Source organism: Demequina sp. TMPB413 (assembly GCF_020447105.2).
Taxonomy (GTDB): Bacteria; Actinomycetota; Actinomycetes; order Actinomycetales; family Demequinaceae; genus Demequina.
Window position 1 is genome coordinate 2,658,964 of record NZ_CP096184.1, and the last position, 15,339, is coordinate 2,674,302.

General features: G+C 64.9%; 18 protein-coding genes and 1 pseudogene. 8 read left to right on the forward strand and 11 right to left on the reverse strand.

Annotated elements, in window-relative coordinates; all coding sequences use genetic code 11:
- The first annotated feature begins 67 nt into the window (after positions 1-67).
- From LGT36_RS12855 to LGT36_RS12880, 6 genes and pseudogenes are all read left to right on the forward strand, one after another.
- Positions 68-1,954 carry a keratin gene (locus LGT36_RS12855; RefSeq protein ID WP_226097370.1) on the forward strand — a complete coding sequence of 629 codons (1,887 nt, stop codon included), beginning with the start codon at positions 68-70 and terminating at the stop codon, positions 1,952-1,954.
- 94 nt (positions 1,955-2,048) lie between these two features.
- Complete coding sequence (locus LGT36_RS12860) at positions 2,049-2,465, forward strand: hypothetical protein (RefSeq protein ID WP_226097369.1); 417 nt, start codon at positions 2,049-2,051, stop codon at positions 2,463-2,465.
- Between the two features lie 111 nt (positions 2,466-2,576).
- Entirely contained in the window at positions 2,577-3,095 is a 519-nt protein-coding gene (locus LGT36_RS12865; protein WP_226097368.1) for a GNAT family N-acetyltransferase, read from the forward strand.
- 87 nt (positions 3,096-3,182) lie between these two features.
- Entirely contained in the window at positions 3,183-3,479 is a 297-nt protein-coding gene (locus LGT36_RS12870) for a DUF1778 domain-containing protein (protein ID WP_226097367.1), read from the forward strand.
- Between the two features lie 72 nt (positions 3,480-3,551).
- Positions 3,552-3,728: pseudogene (locus LGT36_RS12875) on the forward strand (RtcB family protein); the annotation flags it as partial.
- A gap of 258 nt (positions 3,729-3,986) precedes the next feature.
- Positions 3,987-4,319: a ribbon-helix-helix protein, CopG family gene (locus tag LGT36_RS12880; RefSeq protein WP_226097366.1), complete on the forward strand. Its 333-nt coding sequence runs from the start codon at positions 3,987-3,989 to the stop codon at positions 4,317-4,319.
- A 60-nt stretch (positions 4,320-4,379) separates the two neighbouring features.
- Here LGT36_RS12880 and LGT36_RS12885 read toward each other — a convergent pair whose 3' ends face one another.
- From LGT36_RS12885 to LGT36_RS12905, 5 genes are all read right to left on the reverse strand, one after another.
- Positions 4,380-5,180, reverse strand: coding sequence for an NYN domain-containing protein (locus tag LGT36_RS12885; RefSeq protein ID WP_226097365.1), 801 nt, complete (start codon positions 5,178-5,180; stop codon positions 4,380-4,382).
- 352 nt (positions 5,181-5,532) lie between these two features.
- The gene (locus LGT36_RS12890) at positions 5,533-5,772 is read right to left on the reverse strand and encodes a hypothetical protein (protein ID WP_226097364.1); all 240 of its coding nucleotides are present in this window, start codon (positions 5,770-5,772) and stop codon (positions 5,533-5,535) included.
- A 169-nt stretch (positions 5,773-5,941) separates the two neighbouring features.
- Positions 5,942-6,325 carry a hypothetical protein gene (locus tag LGT36_RS12895; RefSeq protein ID WP_226097363.1) on the reverse strand — a complete coding sequence of 128 codons (384 nt, stop codon included), beginning with the start codon at positions 6,323-6,325 and terminating at the stop codon, positions 5,942-5,944.
- A 78-nt stretch (positions 6,326-6,403) separates the two neighbouring features.
- Complete coding sequence (locus LGT36_RS12900; protein ID WP_226097362.1) at positions 6,404-7,393, reverse strand: hypothetical protein; 990 nt, start codon at positions 7,391-7,393, stop codon at positions 6,404-6,406.
- Positions 7,394-7,473: 80 nt separating this feature from the next.
- Complete coding sequence (locus LGT36_RS12905) at positions 7,474-8,274, reverse strand: sigma-70 family RNA polymerase sigma factor (protein ID WP_226097361.1); 801 nt, start codon at positions 8,272-8,274, stop codon at positions 7,474-7,476.
- A gap of 390 nt (positions 8,275-8,664) precedes the next feature.
- Here LGT36_RS12905 and LGT36_RS12910 point away from each other — a divergent pair, with 390 nt between their 5' ends.
- Positions 8,665-9,426, forward strand: a complete 762-nt coding sequence (locus LGT36_RS12910; RefSeq protein ID WP_226097384.1) for an SDR family oxidoreductase — start codon at positions 8,665-8,667, stop codon at positions 9,424-9,426.
- On the opposite strand, the gene LGT36_RS12915 is transcribed toward LGT36_RS12910, so the two are convergent.
- Positions 9,421-10,044, reverse strand: a complete 624-nt coding sequence (locus tag LGT36_RS12915) for a GAF and ANTAR domain-containing protein (protein ID WP_226097360.1) — start codon at positions 10,042-10,044, stop codon at positions 9,421-9,423. The genes LGT36_RS12910 and LGT36_RS12915 overlap by 6 nt on opposite strands.
- A 201-nt stretch (positions 10,045-10,245) precedes the next feature.
- Between LGT36_RS12915 and LGT36_RS12920 the strand changes: the two genes are divergently transcribed.
- A complete protein-coding gene (locus LGT36_RS12920) occupies positions 10,246-10,644 on the forward strand; it encodes a hypothetical protein (RefSeq protein ID WP_226097359.1) in 399 nt (132 codons plus the stop codon).
- A 43-nt stretch (positions 10,645-10,687) separates the two neighbouring features.
- On the opposite strand, the gene LGT36_RS12925 is transcribed toward LGT36_RS12920, so the two are convergent.
- From LGT36_RS12925 to LGT36_RS12945, 5 genes are all read right to left on the reverse strand, one after another.
- The gene (locus tag LGT36_RS12925; RefSeq protein WP_226097358.1) at positions 10,688-11,788 is read right to left on the reverse strand and encodes a DUF2510 domain-containing protein; all 1,101 of its coding nucleotides are present in this window, start codon (positions 11,786-11,788) and stop codon (positions 10,688-10,690) included.
- Between the two features lie 107 nt (positions 11,789-11,895).
- Positions 11,896-12,783, reverse strand: a complete 888-nt coding sequence (locus LGT36_RS12930; protein WP_226097357.1) for a fructose bisphosphate aldolase — start codon at positions 12,781-12,783, stop codon at positions 11,896-11,898.
- A 142-nt stretch (positions 12,784-12,925) separates the two neighbouring features.
- Positions 12,926-14,182 carry a DUF2254 domain-containing protein gene (locus LGT36_RS12935; protein ID WP_226097356.1) on the reverse strand — a complete coding sequence of 419 codons (1,257 nt, stop codon included), beginning with the start codon at positions 14,180-14,182 and terminating at the stop codon, positions 12,926-12,928.
- A 28-nt stretch (positions 14,183-14,210) separates the two neighbouring features.
- Positions 14,211-14,543, reverse strand: coding sequence for a hypothetical protein (locus LGT36_RS12940; protein ID WP_226097355.1), 333 nt, complete (start codon positions 14,541-14,543; stop codon positions 14,211-14,213).
- 106 nt (positions 14,544-14,649) lie between these two features.
- Positions 14,650-15,294 (reverse strand): nucleoside/nucleotide kinase family protein, encoded by a 645-nt coding sequence (locus LGT36_RS12945; protein WP_226097354.1) that lies wholly within the window; start codon positions 15,292-15,294, stop codon positions 14,650-14,652.
- Positions 15,295-15,339 lie beyond the last annotated feature (45 nt).

Sequence of the window (15,339 nt, forward strand, 5' to 3'; positions counted from 1 at the left end):
GCACGCGATACGTGCCAGGGGTGATTCAGGCGATGGAGTCATGAAGATTCTGGAGGCCAGTTAGCGTATGCCGCTTCCGTATCGAACCTCCCTGCGCCTTCCGGATGACGTTGATGTCATTCGACTTGCCGAGCAGGAGGTCCAGGACTGGATCGAGAAGCGCAAGAAGGTTGATAGTTCGAAGCGCACAGGATTCATTAACGGCGCCTTCTTCGAGCCTGGCGTGCATGACCTCGGGAGTGGCAGGTCGCTAGCCGTAGCGCACTCGGATCGTGTCGAAGACGGCAGCCGACGCCGATACCTGCGTTTCACCGAGTCAAACGCAGCAGGCAAGTGGCGAGTCGATGCCGTGGCGATGGAGTACGCAGACTCTGGCCAGCCTCGCCGGAGTCTGATTGTTGAGGCGTTTCGGATAGACGATCCTGACGGGGAAGGCGAAGTAGATCCCCCAGGCCTGGTGAAGCAACTGCTCGCCGAGCAGGATGTGCAAGACGGTGTCACGCCCGTCACCGCCAAGCCTCGGCTAGTCGGACCAGAGGACGTTGACATCGTCTTCAACGCGATCACCGACAAGGCGCGAACCGTCTCAGTCATCGTTGCGGGCTCATTGGGTCCAAGTTTTGACGAGAAGCTCCGCAGCCGGGTTGACAGCCTGACCTCGAAGCTTACTGGCGCTGCGAGCGTTTTCGTGTTGACTCAGGACGCGACGAGGGAGTTGAACCAGCGGCTTCCCCGCACCCATGCCGTTGATGTGGGCCACGTGCGCACGTTTATGCCCCGTGTCGATCTTGGAAACCCCGCCGACGGGCACAATCACAGATTCCTCGGCCCGAGCACGCTTGCTCGAGCCATTGACGGTCCGCGAGTGAGGCCATACCTGCAATCGGCGTTTGCGGTACAGACGCGTGCACGCCAACTCTCGAGTCCGCTCCCAACCGACATACGGCGCCAGCGTCGGCTCATTGACGCCGCGCTCGAGGACGTGCTCAGCGGCGCCGTTGAAACGGCCACCGAGCAGGCCAAGGCGACAAGCAGGAAGGAAGCGGCCGAGCTCGAAGCGTCCGCCAAGCCAAGTCGAGCGGAGCAGTCGCCGTATGCGCAATTGCGAGGTCGCGCACGTCGACTACTCACGCGAGTCCTTGGCAAAGATGTGGGGCAGCCGACCGTAGAGGACTTCGACGCGGCGGAAGCCGAGCACGACCGACTACAAGCCTCAGTTGAGGCAGCGCGCGCCAACGCGGTCCGGGATCGCGCCCGATTCGAAGACGAACAAGAAGCCCGCGAGTCTCTCCGGGAAGACTTCGAGTATCAAGGTTTGGAACTCGTAGAAGCACAAGAAGAAATCGGCAGGGTCTCTGACGAACTCCACTACCTGCGGATGGAGATGCTGAAACAGGGTCTCGGGGAGCAGGCGTACGCGTATGTCCGCGATACCACCTCGGATACCCCCAGCGACCTTAGCGAACTTGCCCTCACGCTCTTGCCGGACACGAGCAAGCATGTCGCTAGCGCTCACATTGTGTTCACAGGGGACCTTGATCAAGTGTTGGGAGCACAACAGCGGGATGGCAACGGCCTCGTGGTCCAGCGTGCGTGGAAGGCAATTCGCGTTCTCCATGACTACGCGCGCCTGAAGGCGAGCAAGGAATTCTCCGGCAGTGTTGCGACGTACCTCGACAGCGACAAGCACAACGGCGCGAAGGTTCCCGCGGCTTGGCATGCTCGCGGAGAGACGCCTCAAACCATGGAGCAGTGGGGTGACGAGCGAGTCTTTCCGGTCCCGACCTCGGTTGATCCGACGGGTCAAGCGACGATGACCGCCCACTTCAAGTGCGACTCAAGCAACACCTTCGCTACTCGCATGCACTACTTCGACGACACCGATGGAAGCGGAAAGATCTATGTCGGCTATATCGGGCGGCATCGCACAAATACCCAGACGAAAAACGCGTGAGCGCCACGTTCGGCCGCATGGTGTATGGCTCGATGGGGGTTGGCGGGTACGTCCGACATAATCGGGTCCAGACCTGCCGTGTGGAGGGGGAACTATGACCGAACTTGTAGTCGCATTGGTAGCCGCGAGTGCAGTGTTTCTAGCCGCGTGGTGGGGCCAACCTGGACGCAAAGCTGTCGGTATCCACAGGTACGTTCAACTTCTCAACGAGTTGCCCGAGGACTCAAAGCAGAGAGACCGCCTCGTGGCCGAGATCGACAAGATGATCGACATAGAGCTCGACAATCGCCTCTTCAACGAGGTTGCCCAGATGGTGTGGACCATCTTCGCGTTCGGCGTGGTCGGATCCCTCGCCACCTCGATCGCGCGTAGCCACGGTGGCACGTGGTGGGCGGCGAGCATCGGCTTTTGGGTCATGACGTTTGCAATGGCGGGAGCGTTTGTCGTCGGGCTTTGGTACCGGTGGAAGGCACGGACACGCAAACCGCTTGAGCCCGGTAAGAAGGACTGAGATTGGGCCGACTTCTTGGCTGGGCTTCGGGTCCTCAACCCGCTGGTTGGGAGTCATCGCCATTGCCATAACTCCGCCTTCTCTGCCAGTCTGTCCTCCGGGGGAGGGAACATGACTCAAGGCCTTATCGCGTTCTGTCCGTTCGATGCGTCGCTTCCCCGTGGCGGATTTGACTGCGGCAATGAACTCATCAATGGGTGGTTCCGCACGCAGGCGGGACAGCAAGACAAGAGGCACAACGCTCGCACGCACCTGGGCCTAGCGACCTTCGATTCGCGTATTGCCTCGTTCTTCACGCTACTGACGCACGAGATCGCGCTCGACGATCGAAAGAAATCGACCTTTCTCGCGAAGCGCAGTTACCCCGTCCCGGCCATCCTGATTGCCCAGCTTGCCGTCGACGCCCACTACCAAGGTCAGGGCGTGGGTCGTCTCACTTTGGCGCACGCGCTCTTCTGCATCAAGGGCCTAGTCGACACCGTAGGCTTCGAAGCAGTCGTCGTTGACGCGATCGATGAGAAGGCTCGGGCCTTCTACTCTCCATTCGGCTTCGAGCCACTGGTCGCGGATGGACTTCGCCTAGTGCTCACGACGAGAGATTTGATCCGCAACGTCTCGACCGCTCCTTGACGGAAGTGTCGGTTATGGTAACGATTCCGGTCGCGTAGTCGTTTGTACGTATGTAGGATGTACAAGCCAAGGGGGAACGAGAGGGTCATGAACGCACCGAAGAGCCGCATCAACATGCGCATCAGCGAGGAGAACCTCGCCATCATCAAGAACGCAGCTGAAGAAAATGGTCAGGACATGACGTCGTTTGTGCTTGGCGCTGCGCTCGATCGCGCCCGTGCGGTGGTGTTGCAGGCACATGTCACGCGGCTGAGCGCGAGCGAAGCAGAGCGGTTTGAGGCGATGCTCGAGCGTGAGCCTCGCGAGATTCCTGCGCTGCGTGAGTTGCTCGACTCTGCGCGACAGGTCGAGTACCACGTGCGGGATCAGGCGCGTACGCAGTAGCCGTGCAGTTTGCGACCTCCCGGCGTTCTGATACCGGGCCGCACTAAGTTAGTGCACTTGTCTGTCCGCATCGCCAGGAAGCAGTTCACTAGGGAGGACCTGCGGGCCTCCATGGTGGGCATCGAGCACAAGGACTCCGACGAGATCCCTGCCGCGTACAAGGACATCGACCAGGTGATGGCAGACGCCTCAGACCTGGTGGAGATCCGGCACACGCTCAGGCAGATCGTGAATGTGAAGGGGGACTGACCGGCCGACGCTAGGGCCGGGCCAGCATGGGGCGCGGGCCTCGCCGAGAGGCGACGCCCGCGCTACTTGCGGGTACCAATTGGGCATTTCAATCCTCGCTAAGACGCCCAGATTCTGACGTCGACCACTCGCTCAACCCTCGCAGCATGGGGCGTGGGCGCCTGTCGAGTTCTGGTGGACACAATGAGACGCGTGGGGGATGCTGAGTTCCAAAGATCATGTGGGCTTCCGAATAGGGGCACACGACGGGAGGACAGCATGACCGCGAGTCGCGAAGAGCAGGCCGCGCGCTTCGCTGCATCCCCGGACGCCTGGGGTGAGCCCCACCGCGTCCACAAAGGAGCGGACGCCGCAGCGCACGGACGTGCTGTGCTTGAAGCCGCAGGTGTGGACGTCGAGGCAGTCGAGCGTCGCGTCGGCCGACCGCGCATCGACGGCAAGGCCGGTCGACGAGGCGAGCGCAGTGCGCGCCTCAACGTCGCCGTGACCGATGTGCAAGCCGCGCTTATAGACCGACTTGCAGGCGACGGGCGGACCCGCAGCGACATCGTGCGCGAAGCGCTCGACGAGTACCTCGCCGCGCGGGGGTGAGGACGCCAGCCGGGCAGCAAGAGACTGGCGATCCCGCTCTCACAGGAAGATGTCCCCCCGCTACTTCCGCGCCTTCCGCTTCACCACCGAGACCTTGGGCTTCCCGTCTCCCGGCGAGCGCGATTCCACGTCGAAGCCGGGGTGCGCCTTGAGCAGGTCGGTGAGCTTGGCGAAGCCCCACGACCGGGAGTCAAAGTCTGACGAAAGCCTCGACAGGTTGGAGCCGACGGCTCCCAGGTGAGCCCAGCCGTCGTCGTCGGCCGATGCTTCGACCGCCTCGGACAGGAGCTTGGCGAGCCTCGTGTCGCCTTGGAGCGCTGGCTTGGCCTTTGTCGCCGTCGAGGTGCGAGTCACCGCAGGCTTCGCCTTGGTCGCCGTCACCTCGGGAGTCGCGGCAGGCTTGGGCGCTTCCTCCGCGTCACCCAGGTTCTCTACGTAGATGAACTTGGTGCACGCCGCCACAAACGGCTTGGGCGTCTTCTTCTGGCCGAAGCCGTAGGCAGCGAGGCCCTGCTCGCGGATCCGCGCCGCCAGCCGCGTGAAGTCGCTGTCGCTCGACACCAGGCAGAAGCCGTCCACCGTGCCGCCGTGGAGCAAGTCCATCGCATCGATGATCAGCGCACTATCGGTGGAGTTCTTGCCGGTCGTATAGGCGAACTGCTGGATGGGCTGCACCGAGTGCGCGAGCAGCTCAGGCTTCCACTTGGCTAAGCGCGCCGACGTCCAGTCACCGTAGGCGCGGCGGACGGTCGCGGTGCCGTACTTCGCGATCTCCACCAGGAGCCGCTCAAGATGCTGGGCGCTCGCGTTGTCCGCGTCGATCAACACAGCCAGCCGGGCGTCGTGCGTAGGTTCTGCCATAGGAACACTGTCCCACTGACTGTGGCAATTGCACCTAGGTTTCGCGAGCGCGAGCCAGGACACCCGTCGTCACGCTGTTCACCATCGAGAGACAACCCTGCGCTCGCCTCATATCAATCCCTTGCGATAGGCGTCTCGAACGTACTTCCGTGCGCTACGGAATCGGAAGGGATGAAGAAGTCTGTACCTCAGAATCTTCCTTGGTCCCTTGGCCTTGCGTGACCTCTTCATCGCCTATCGTCGACCTTCTTGTCGTTCGCGAGTACTCGTTCAAGTGCAAATGCGGGCACCCCGATGTAGAACTGCGAGACCAATCAGGTTCGTCCGGGTCGCCAGGAATCTTGCGCGTACGCTACAGCGGATCGCCACAACTCTGACAGGAGGTCTCGCCTTCTTCGTAGATGGCACCACAACAGTACTTCGCGCCCGGCTCCGTCTCCGCGCAGGCGGCGCACATGCCCTCTTCCATGTCATCCGAGTCCTCGTCGAGTTCGGCGTAGCAGACCATGCACGTCTGCGCTTCCCCGTCGCCGGTCGTCGAGCCATCGCCGCGATCAGATGATCCGCTCAACAGCTTTGTCAAGAACCCCATAGTTCTCCTCCGAGCCCGGAAGGCGTGTCCCGCCGTCGATGCCACGGTATCGCGGCTGGTAGGAACCCACAATGGAGTCAAGCCTTCATGTTGCGGTCGACACGCGGTCCGGCCGTCTGGCAGGCATCCACCCCAGTCGTGCGTGTTGCGAGCCGGGGCCATCTGCGGATCAGGACAGAGGCGGCGCCGCGCCCTCGAACGGCTCGACCTCAGCGCCGCCCGTGAGGAAGACCCTCCGGTCGCCCAGCGGTTCCTGCAAGGCGAACTCGAGGCTCCGCAACGCGGGGGCGTCGCATGGAGGTTGCGACAGTCCCCACCATCCGACCCAGAGTTCGACCCGGTCGGACTCCTGCGCCGCCGTCCACGTCTCCTCGAGCCTCCAGTCCTCGCACGCTTCCACCACGAGGATCACGTGGCTATCGGACGGACCGGCGGCGTAACCAGCCACCCACGCGGGCACGGCGTTAGTTGCGGCCGTCTGCTCGCCACCGTCGGTGTCGTGTCGCCAGAGGATCGCGGCAGCGACCAAAGCTGATCCGAGGACAACGATCACGGCGGTGATCCGGAGACGCCGCCGCACAGTGTGTGCATCGCTGCCTCGCGTCATATCCAAGCGTTTCCACACCTGCACTCAAGCGGCCCCAAGCTTCCGTGCTTGCGCCCCGCGCTCTCGCAGGATGCTGTCGAAGAACCCCAATTGGTCCTCCGCCATGCCGGACGGGAAGCTGAAGCAACGTCCATCGATGATCTCGATCGCTCGTAGCGTCGCGCCAGCCGTTGGACCGTCGGTGGGAGCAAGCACGAGGACAAGGCGCGCAAGCGCGTCAATCTGATCGGGCGTCGGCGTGGGGCCGATGCTCTGAACCATGAGCCATAGTTCGGACGAGAGTTCGTCCGCTTCGGCCGGACTGAGCGACGAAGGAAGGACCCTCTCGTCTACGGCGATGGCGCGCTCAATATGCGCTGTGGCGATCATGGCCCTCACTGCGCTACCCGGCGGGGCTTGCAGGAAGATGCGCGCGACCCGATACATCTCCTCATGCGAACCGAACCACTTGGCACACACGAACTGCAGATACTGGTGTGCCGCCGCGAAGTTCCAGGGCTCCAAGCGATGAAGTGTGCCGGCGCGTTGGTCGAGCACCTCGCGCGGGTACTGCAGACCACGGGCCGACGTCAGCAGGGGAATCCACAGCGAGGGCTCCGTCGGCCACTGTTGGGCGGCCCACATCATGAACTCGTCGGCCTCCTTCAACAGAGCATGAAAACCCCGGAAGTTCGCGGCGGCGGTGTGTTCCGCGTGGGCGCGACCTCGGACGAGCCACGCGTCGCGCACCAGCGCGCCCCCAAGGGCAGATGCGCGTATCCCGGATGGTGCAGCCTCGTACCAAGCCCTCACGGTGGCCGTCGGTATCGGCGAGTCGTCCTTCCACACGATCCCCAGGACGTAGTCACGCTCGGCTGGCACGAGCAACGCGACATCGGACAAGCGATCCTTACCGGCGAGCAGGTCGCCGATGATCGCCCACAGTCGGAAATCTGCGAAGGGGTCTAGCGGTGCTTTCCCGCGGCGAATCTCTCGCCGACCGCCGCCCGAACCTTTCCGCCCCCAAAGTGCCATACGCCGACTCTAGGGCCTCACGCTCGCTCACGGTCGAGAGCACACGCGGGCCCGCAGACACCGCCCCCTACCAGCTAGCCCTACCCCGCCAGCTGGCGTCCTCCGCACTCATCCGAACGCAGAGCAGGCTCCTCCAGCGCGGCCCGGAGCCGGGCAAGCGACTTCGTAATGGTGCGCGAGATCTGCATTTGCGACACGTTGAGGGCCTTCGCGATCTCCCGCTGAGTACGCCCATCCGCAAAGCGCATCGCCAGGACCTTCTGGTCCCTCTCGGGCAGGCTTGCCACCGCCCTGTGGATGTCAATGGCCGCAATGGATCCCTCGGCCAGGTCTTCTATCGAATGCTCCCCGGCCATCCCGCCATCCCCCAGCCGGTCAAGGCTGACGGTGAACGCACCCCTCGCGCTCGCGATGGCTTCTTCGACTTCCTGTCGCTCCACACCCAGGTGTTCCGCAAGTTCCGCCGACCTTGGCGCATGCTGCAGCGTTTGCTCTAGTTCGGGCAACGCAGTCGTTACGGCGATGGCCAGTTCCTGGACGGGTCGGGGCGGTCGGACCGCCCAGCCTGAATCCCGCAGGTACCTCTTGACCTCGCCGGAGATGGTGATCGACGCGAAGGCCTGAAACGGGTAGCCGCGATCGGGGTCGAATCGCTTGGCTGCCTTCACCAGGCCGAGCAGCGCCACCTGGCCCAGATCGTGAGGATCACCCACCGAGCCCGCGAAGCGCCTGGCGATGCGTCGCGCCAAACCCATGTTGTCGATGACGAGGCATTCCTCGGCACTGAGCCCATCGTCGGGCATCGGCGTGGGCCTGGTTGCGAGTTCCTGGAAGGCGTACGCGCCAAGCGACGCTGGCCGGGAAGGGGAAAAGTCGAGCACGGGGACCTCAATCTCACTCCGATTGAAGTAGCACTTGGCTCGACTACTGGATTCAGAAAACCACCCAAAACGGAAATGCGCAAGCCCGGGCGTTGCCCGCGACCGAGCAGAGCCCACCTGCAACTGCGGCACACACAGCAAAATCAAGCCCGACGTTCCCGGTGGTACGAAAAGGACAAAACGGGGAACTCATGAATCGTCGGCACTCATCGTTCCCCGCGCTGTGTCCCCACTGCGCGCGACGCGGACACCCGAGACCGTCGCAGCACCTGCGACGAAAGGACGAGCACCATGACACAGGATTTGCACACCCCAGCAGGACCCACTCGGGCCCACACGCAGCCCTCCTTCCTGCAGCCTCCGCAGCAAAACCCGTGGGCGACAACAGCCATGAAGCCGGCCCCAGACCTCGACCAGTTCTCATATTCTGGGCGCCGTCGTTTGCTGGGGAGACGAGCCTTGATCACCGGGGCCGACTCCGCCACAGGTCGCGCCGTCTCCACGGCGTTTGCCAAGGAGGGTGCCAACGTAGCGATGTGTTTCTCGGGCAAGCGTGCGGACATGAGCGACACGTTGCGAGTGGTCGAGCAAGCCGGGCGCAAGGCGATGCTGCTTCCAGGCGACACCAGTCACGAGCGCGACTGCGTCTCCGTGGTCAACGATGCCGCCGTGGCGCTTGGCGGTCTGGACCTTCTGGTGATGATCTCCGACGCCCACCACACCGTCGGCCACCTCGAGCTTCTCGACACCACCACGTTGGACCTGGTCATGCGCACCAACGTCTATTCGCTGTTCTGGCTCACCCGTGCCGCGCTGCCCCATCTCAAGGCGGGTGCGGCCATCATCACCACCTCGTCGGTGCAAGCCACGCGCCCTGCCGCGCCGTCGCTCGAAGGCGCCATGACGCACGCCGAGATCGCGAACTTTACGCGCACGGCGGCGCAGCAGCTTGGCCACCGCAGAATCCGCGTCAACGCGGTAGCGCCTGGGGGAAATGCTCCAGGCAAGCGAACGCCGCACCTGGCAGAACTGGCCTCCGCGTACGTGTACCTGGCATCTCAGGGGTGGAGCGAGACCAGCGGCGAGACCGTGGTGGTCCATGGCGGCAAGCAGGGCCGCTGGCTCTCCGGCGCGCGGGCTGCTGTCCTATAGGCGGACGTTGGCGAGGGGGAAGTCGCGCCCGTCCACGATGCGCTTCGCAACTTCCCGCAGTTTGAGGTTGTTGTTTTGCGAGAAGCGCAACAGGGTGTCGAAGGCGAGGTCCGCATCCATCTGGTAGCGCTCCATCACGATGCCTTGGGCCTGGCCGATGATCTTCCGTGCGTCGATCGCGAGGCCCAACGACTCCTGCTTGGTGGCGGCGTCCAGCGCAATCGAAGCATGCCGCGCGAAGATCAGCGCGACCGCGATCTCGTCGTCACCAAACGCCGACGGCTCATTCGAGTACAGGTTGAGCGCACCGTAGCTGCGGTCATGCGAGCGAAGGGGCACGCCGAGCGCGCTCCGAATGCCCAGGCGGGAGACGGCCCAGGCCCATGTGGGCCATGGAGTCTCGAGCGTCGTGTCGTCCACGCGGAACAGTTCGCCCGTCTGCGAGGCAACGAAGCACGGCCCTTCGCCGGTCTCGCGCTGAATACGGTCGGACTCGTCGACACGCGACGAGGTGGACGACGCCGTGCTGAGAACCCCACCCATCTTCATGAGCACGCCGGCATCGTCACAACCGAGGGCATCGCGCGCGTTCTCTGTCACCTTTGCGACAGTGCGCACCGGACCAGGCTCGGCATGAAGCTCCATGGCGATCTTCGCGAGCCTTTCGGCTAGTTCTCGACTCGTGTCAGAAATGGCAGGTCCTTACCTCAGTGGCCCACGGGGCGCATGGCCACGTTAAGTATGGACCCTTTTTGCCTGAACACCACCTCGCGACAACAGCGCGATCTAGGTCGTTACGATTGCCAGATTTGTGGGTACATGGCGGTGGACAACGGTCTGAGATCAACGGTCGGAGAAGAGGGCGCCGTGAGCACGTTCGGCGGAGAGCTGAGGTTCGGCGACATCGTGTTCTGGCTTGGTCACGACGCGTATCTCGACATGCAGTACCTGCTTCAGAACGACGGCGTCTTCATGTTTCGCGGCGCAAGCACAGACGGGGGAGTCGCGGAGAGATGGTCGGGCACGATGCCCACGCTCGGCCCATTCCATCCCGACCCGGGTCGCGACAGCCACCTCCGCGCTGAACGCGCAGCGGACCTCGATTCCCAACTCAGCGTCATCGACCACAACAAGGCGTTTCCCCTGTTCATGGAGGACGGCGTCAACGGAGGTGTACAACTGGTCGAGTTCGGGTGGTACGCCTCCAGCGGCGGCTAGCCAGGTCGCGGGAGTCGCAGGTGCAACGGCCCCCCGCCATGCTCTACCCGTAGAGAACAGCGTTCCCCTCGACCACCCATTCGCTCCCGGCAGTCCGCGTCGCGAGCTTCGCATCCAGCGGGTCCAGCAGCAGGTAGTCCCTACCCAAGCGAGCGTCGTCGGCGTCGTCCCATGTCGCGTCGACCACCAACCACTGCCCGTCAACGAGCACCTTGTTCCACGCGTGCGCGCCCGTGGTGAAACCGCTGCTGGCCTCGCCGTTGACCACCACCGACTCGAGGCCCGCCGCCTCCGTGAGCAGGTGCATGGCCTGGGCGTAGCCGTTGCACACCGCCGTGCCGGCCACCAGGATGCCGTACGCCTCTTGAGATTGCGCCACCTGCGCGGACGACGCCGTGGTTTCGCCAGCATTGATGGCGTCGTACGCGGCGCGGTCGTAGGTGGCCGCTAGCAAGACCGCGTCGTGCAAGGCCTCGACGGTGCCGCGGGCGTCGGCCGCGCCCTGCACCTCGGGAGTGGCCAGCACGGCCTGGACCGCGCTCGCGGTGGCAACGCGCCTGCGCTCCGCCTCGTCGGTCGAATACAGGTAGTCGGGGCTCACGCTTGCCCGCAGCGCCCCGATCGATACCCGCCAACCGGAGACGAACACATAGGGGTTCTGCGAGGTGACCTCGTTCATCGCGTCCGTCACCACGGCCATCACGTCACCCCCAGACGCCTGGATCCAGGTCACGTCGATCTCCTGCTCTTGCGCCACCAAGCTACGGGCGAGGTAGGCGACCGTCTCGTCGGAGCCGAATACCGGGTACGCCACGTCAGGCCCGGCCGGCGGGCCCACCGCAACGCCGCTCGCCGTCGGCATCCACGACGGCAGCAGCCCGGCAGCACCGGCCCCGACGTAGCCCATGAGCGCCGCAACAAACAGCGCCAGGAGCCATCGGCCCGAAAGGCGTGTGCGGCGTCGGCGTGGGGCCGATCCGGTGGCAGGGATGCGCTCGAGTTTGGACACGCGGTCGCGGGTGCGGGCCGTCCAACTCCACCCATCCCAGTAGCGCTCGAGGTCGAGGCGGCTGGGGTCGGGGAGCCACCCTGGCTCGGGCAGGCGCGGGCGCCTGACCTCCCCGCCGTGGTCCGTGTACGTCACGGCGGCCCCTTTCGACCAAAGAGCGATCAGGTTAACTCAAGGCCGCGCGGCGCGCTCCTTGGGCGGGGCCTAGGGGGGGACGCCCTTCTTGTCGGGCCGCTCCTGCCTCACGTCATCGACGCCTCGTAGATGCTGGTCACCGAGTCGTGAAGCTCCGCGTCGAACACCTCCTGGCTTTGGCGCACCGTCAGCCCCTCCGTCAGCGCCCGCGAGAAACTGGCGACGACGCCGTGGTTGCGGGCCAGCCGGAAGTTCGCGTTCTCGCGGGTATAGCCACCCGACAGCGCGACCACACGCAGCACATTCGGGTGCGCCACCAGGTCGGCGTGCAGGTCAGACTGCTCCGGCAGGCTCACCTTGAGCATCACCTGCTGGCTCGGGTCGAGCTGATCCAGCGCCTCCAGCAGGGCGGATCTCAGCATGATCTCCGCGAGCGCCTTCTCCGGGCTGAACACATCCACTTCCGGCTCGATGATCGGCACCAGGTCCGCCTCGATGATGCGCCGCGCCACCTGGAACTGTTGGTCGACCACGGCCTGCACGCCGGCCTTGTTGGCCAGCCTGATGACGGACCGCATCTTGGTGCCGAACACCCCGTGTGTCTTCGCCCGCTCCAGCACCTCCTCCAGGTCAGGCAACGGGTTCATGGTGCGCACACCGTCGGCCGCCTCCGCCAAACCCTTGTCCACCTTCAGGAAGGGGACGATGCGCTTGTTCTCCCAGAGGTACTCGGCGGCGCCCTTGCCGCCCACCTCGCGCTCCAACGTCATCTCGAACAGAATCGCGCCAAGAATGTGCTCGCCAGTGAAAGCCGGACTGGTCATGATGCGCGCGCGCATTTGATGGATGAGGTCGTACATCTCGGCCTCGTTCGCGTATGCGTGCTCGTCGATTCCGTAGAGCTTCAGCGCCTTGGGAGTGCTGCCGCCGCTCTGGTCGAGCGCGGCGATGAAGCCCTTGCCGTTCTTGATCTTCTCCAGCTTTTCGGTGTCCATAGCTCCGCCTTTTCTGGTCAGCGGGACACGCCGACGTCGTTGTCGGCGAGCGACACTTCCGGATTACACCTGCAAAGGCCGAGGCGCCCGGGGACAACGTCCCAAGCGGCGGCGAGACGGGGGCCGCCGACGCCCCGGCGGGCTACTCGGCGAAGCGCTGAGCCTCGTCTGTCTTGGCTCGAATGGCATCGGCGTCGCCAGCGTCGTCCAGGCCCCGCAGGGAACGCTCGGCCGCCCTGGCCGACGCCTCGCGCAGCACCGCGACGTCGGCCGGGCCGCGTGCCACGTCCCTCAGGTCGCTCAAGACCCGCTGAATGCGCAGGCCCACCTCGACCATCGGGGCGCCGTCACGCGCGAGGGGCCTGAAGGCGTCCTCGACCACGTCGGTCAGTTCGACGGCGGGCACGTGCACACGGTCATACGTGGGCTCTTCACTCGCCTCGCCGCACAACAACTCCGTGACCACGCGCTGGATGGCTCCCAGCACCTCGACGGCAGTGCCGGGGTCGTTGACGGCGGGGGAGAGCGCCCGCGAGCCGATCTCCGCGAGCGCCACCAGGCCCAGCCGTGGGTCCTGCTCATACGTCCTGTGCCGCTCGACCCTGAAGGCATCGCGCAAAGCGTCGGCGTCGTCATTGGACAAGGGCCCCACCACGCGGGCCAGCACGGTCCCCCGGCCGACGAACGATCCTGGCAAGACGTCAACGTGCACCGTCGCGCCCGCAGCCTTGGCACGTTCCTGCAACCGCTCGACGGCGATGCCGGTCACGGAGCCCACGGCATGGGACGTGACGGTGCGGGCGCCTTCCGGCACCGCGACCGGCGCCACCCCGCCAAGATGCGGATCCTGCGCGGCGGCGCGCACCGCTTGCGTGGCCGCCCGTTCCACCCTGTCGATCACGTCGGGAACGCGGCCAAACTGCGTGAGGTGGTGAATCCACCGCAGCAGCGTGCCCACCACCACGGCGATCACCACGAGCGTGCCGATGAACAGCAGAGAACGGCCCTGCTCGGTGAACGACTCCGTGCTGAGTGCGATCACGCCCACGATGGAGAACACGAACGTCCCCAAGAAGGTGGACAGGGCGTTTTGGGAGGTGGGGTCCGCGATCAGGAGTTGAGTGGCGCGGGGAGTGGTGCCGCGAGCGGCCGCGGCGTAGGCCGAGATCATCGCGGTCAGCGAGAACGTGGTGACGGCCAGCATGGAGGACGCGAGAATCTCGAGGATGCGCAGCGCCGCATCCTGTCCGAACTCGACCGCCAACGCATCGGGCAGCCATGGGCCGGCCCACCGCGCCACCGCGACTAAGGCGAGCGCCGCCGCCGCAAAGACCACCAGCCGGAACCAGATCCGTTGCGGCAGGCGGGTCAGCAGCGTGCGCCAGTCAATAGCCTCCATGTGGCCTTCCTACTTCACTTGTGGTCGCTCAGCCCCTGCCGCGGCCCAACGAAGCCACCAGTGCGAGCACCACTCCCACGAGCAAGACGATGAGCCGCACCGAGAACTCGATTGAGTCGCTGCGGAGCATCTCCACGAGTTGGATCAGGGCGATCGTGGCGGCCGCGATGGCCGCGTAGCTCGCGAAGGTCCTGTTCTTCATGAGCGAGAAGGCGACGATCGCGAGTGCGGCAATGAACAAGATGAGCGGCACCGTCTGCTTGATCGCTTCGCCAGAGAACGTGATCGTGTTGCCAGTGAGAAACACGGAGACGGCAATCATGGCGCCGCCAACGACGCCCAAAACTGAGTTGTTCTTCATGGAGACCTTCCCTCGGCTGTGCGCGGGCACATCTGCGTGCCCATCACCCCGAGCCTAGGCCCAAGGTCACGGATGGCGCTCATGGCATCAGCGTGCGAGGTCGCGCTCAGCCCATACCCATGTTCACGATGAGGTCCGCCCGCTCCGCCGACCGCGCGACGAGCTCGGCATTGCGCTCATCGGACGTCGCCACAAAATCGCGCGCCGCACGCTCATCGCGACCGAAGCGCCGGTGGCGGGCCACCAAGCGCTCCACGCGCACCACAGCGTCGATCCGCACGTACCAGGTCTCATCCAGCAACGCGGCGGCCTCTGACCATGGCGCGTCCTCGAGCAACAGGTAGTTGCCCTCGACAATCACCAATGCCGTCTCTGCCTCCACCGCGATGGCCCCTGCGATTGGCTCCTCGAGCGCCCGGTCGAAGGCCGGCGCATAGACAGCATCGGCGCCGGGCCGGGTGATCCGACGCAACAGGGCCACAAACCCCGCGGCGTCAAAGGTGTCAGGGGCTCCCTTGCGGTCCGCCCGACCCAGGCGCTCCAGCTCGGCTTGCGCCAAGTGGAAGCCGTCCATCGGCACCACCACCACGCGGTGACCGCGAGCGGCAAGCCCCGCTGCAAGAGCGTCGGCGAGGGTTGATTTGCCGGCGCCGGGCGGCCCGGCGATACCCAAGACCCGACGCGACCCGCGGCCGGCGAGCGCGGCGGCCCGTTCCACCAGCGTCTCGAGGCCCTCAGCAGTGCTGCTCATAGCCCCATCCTGACGCAGAAGGCGAGAGGCCGACACCGTCGCTGG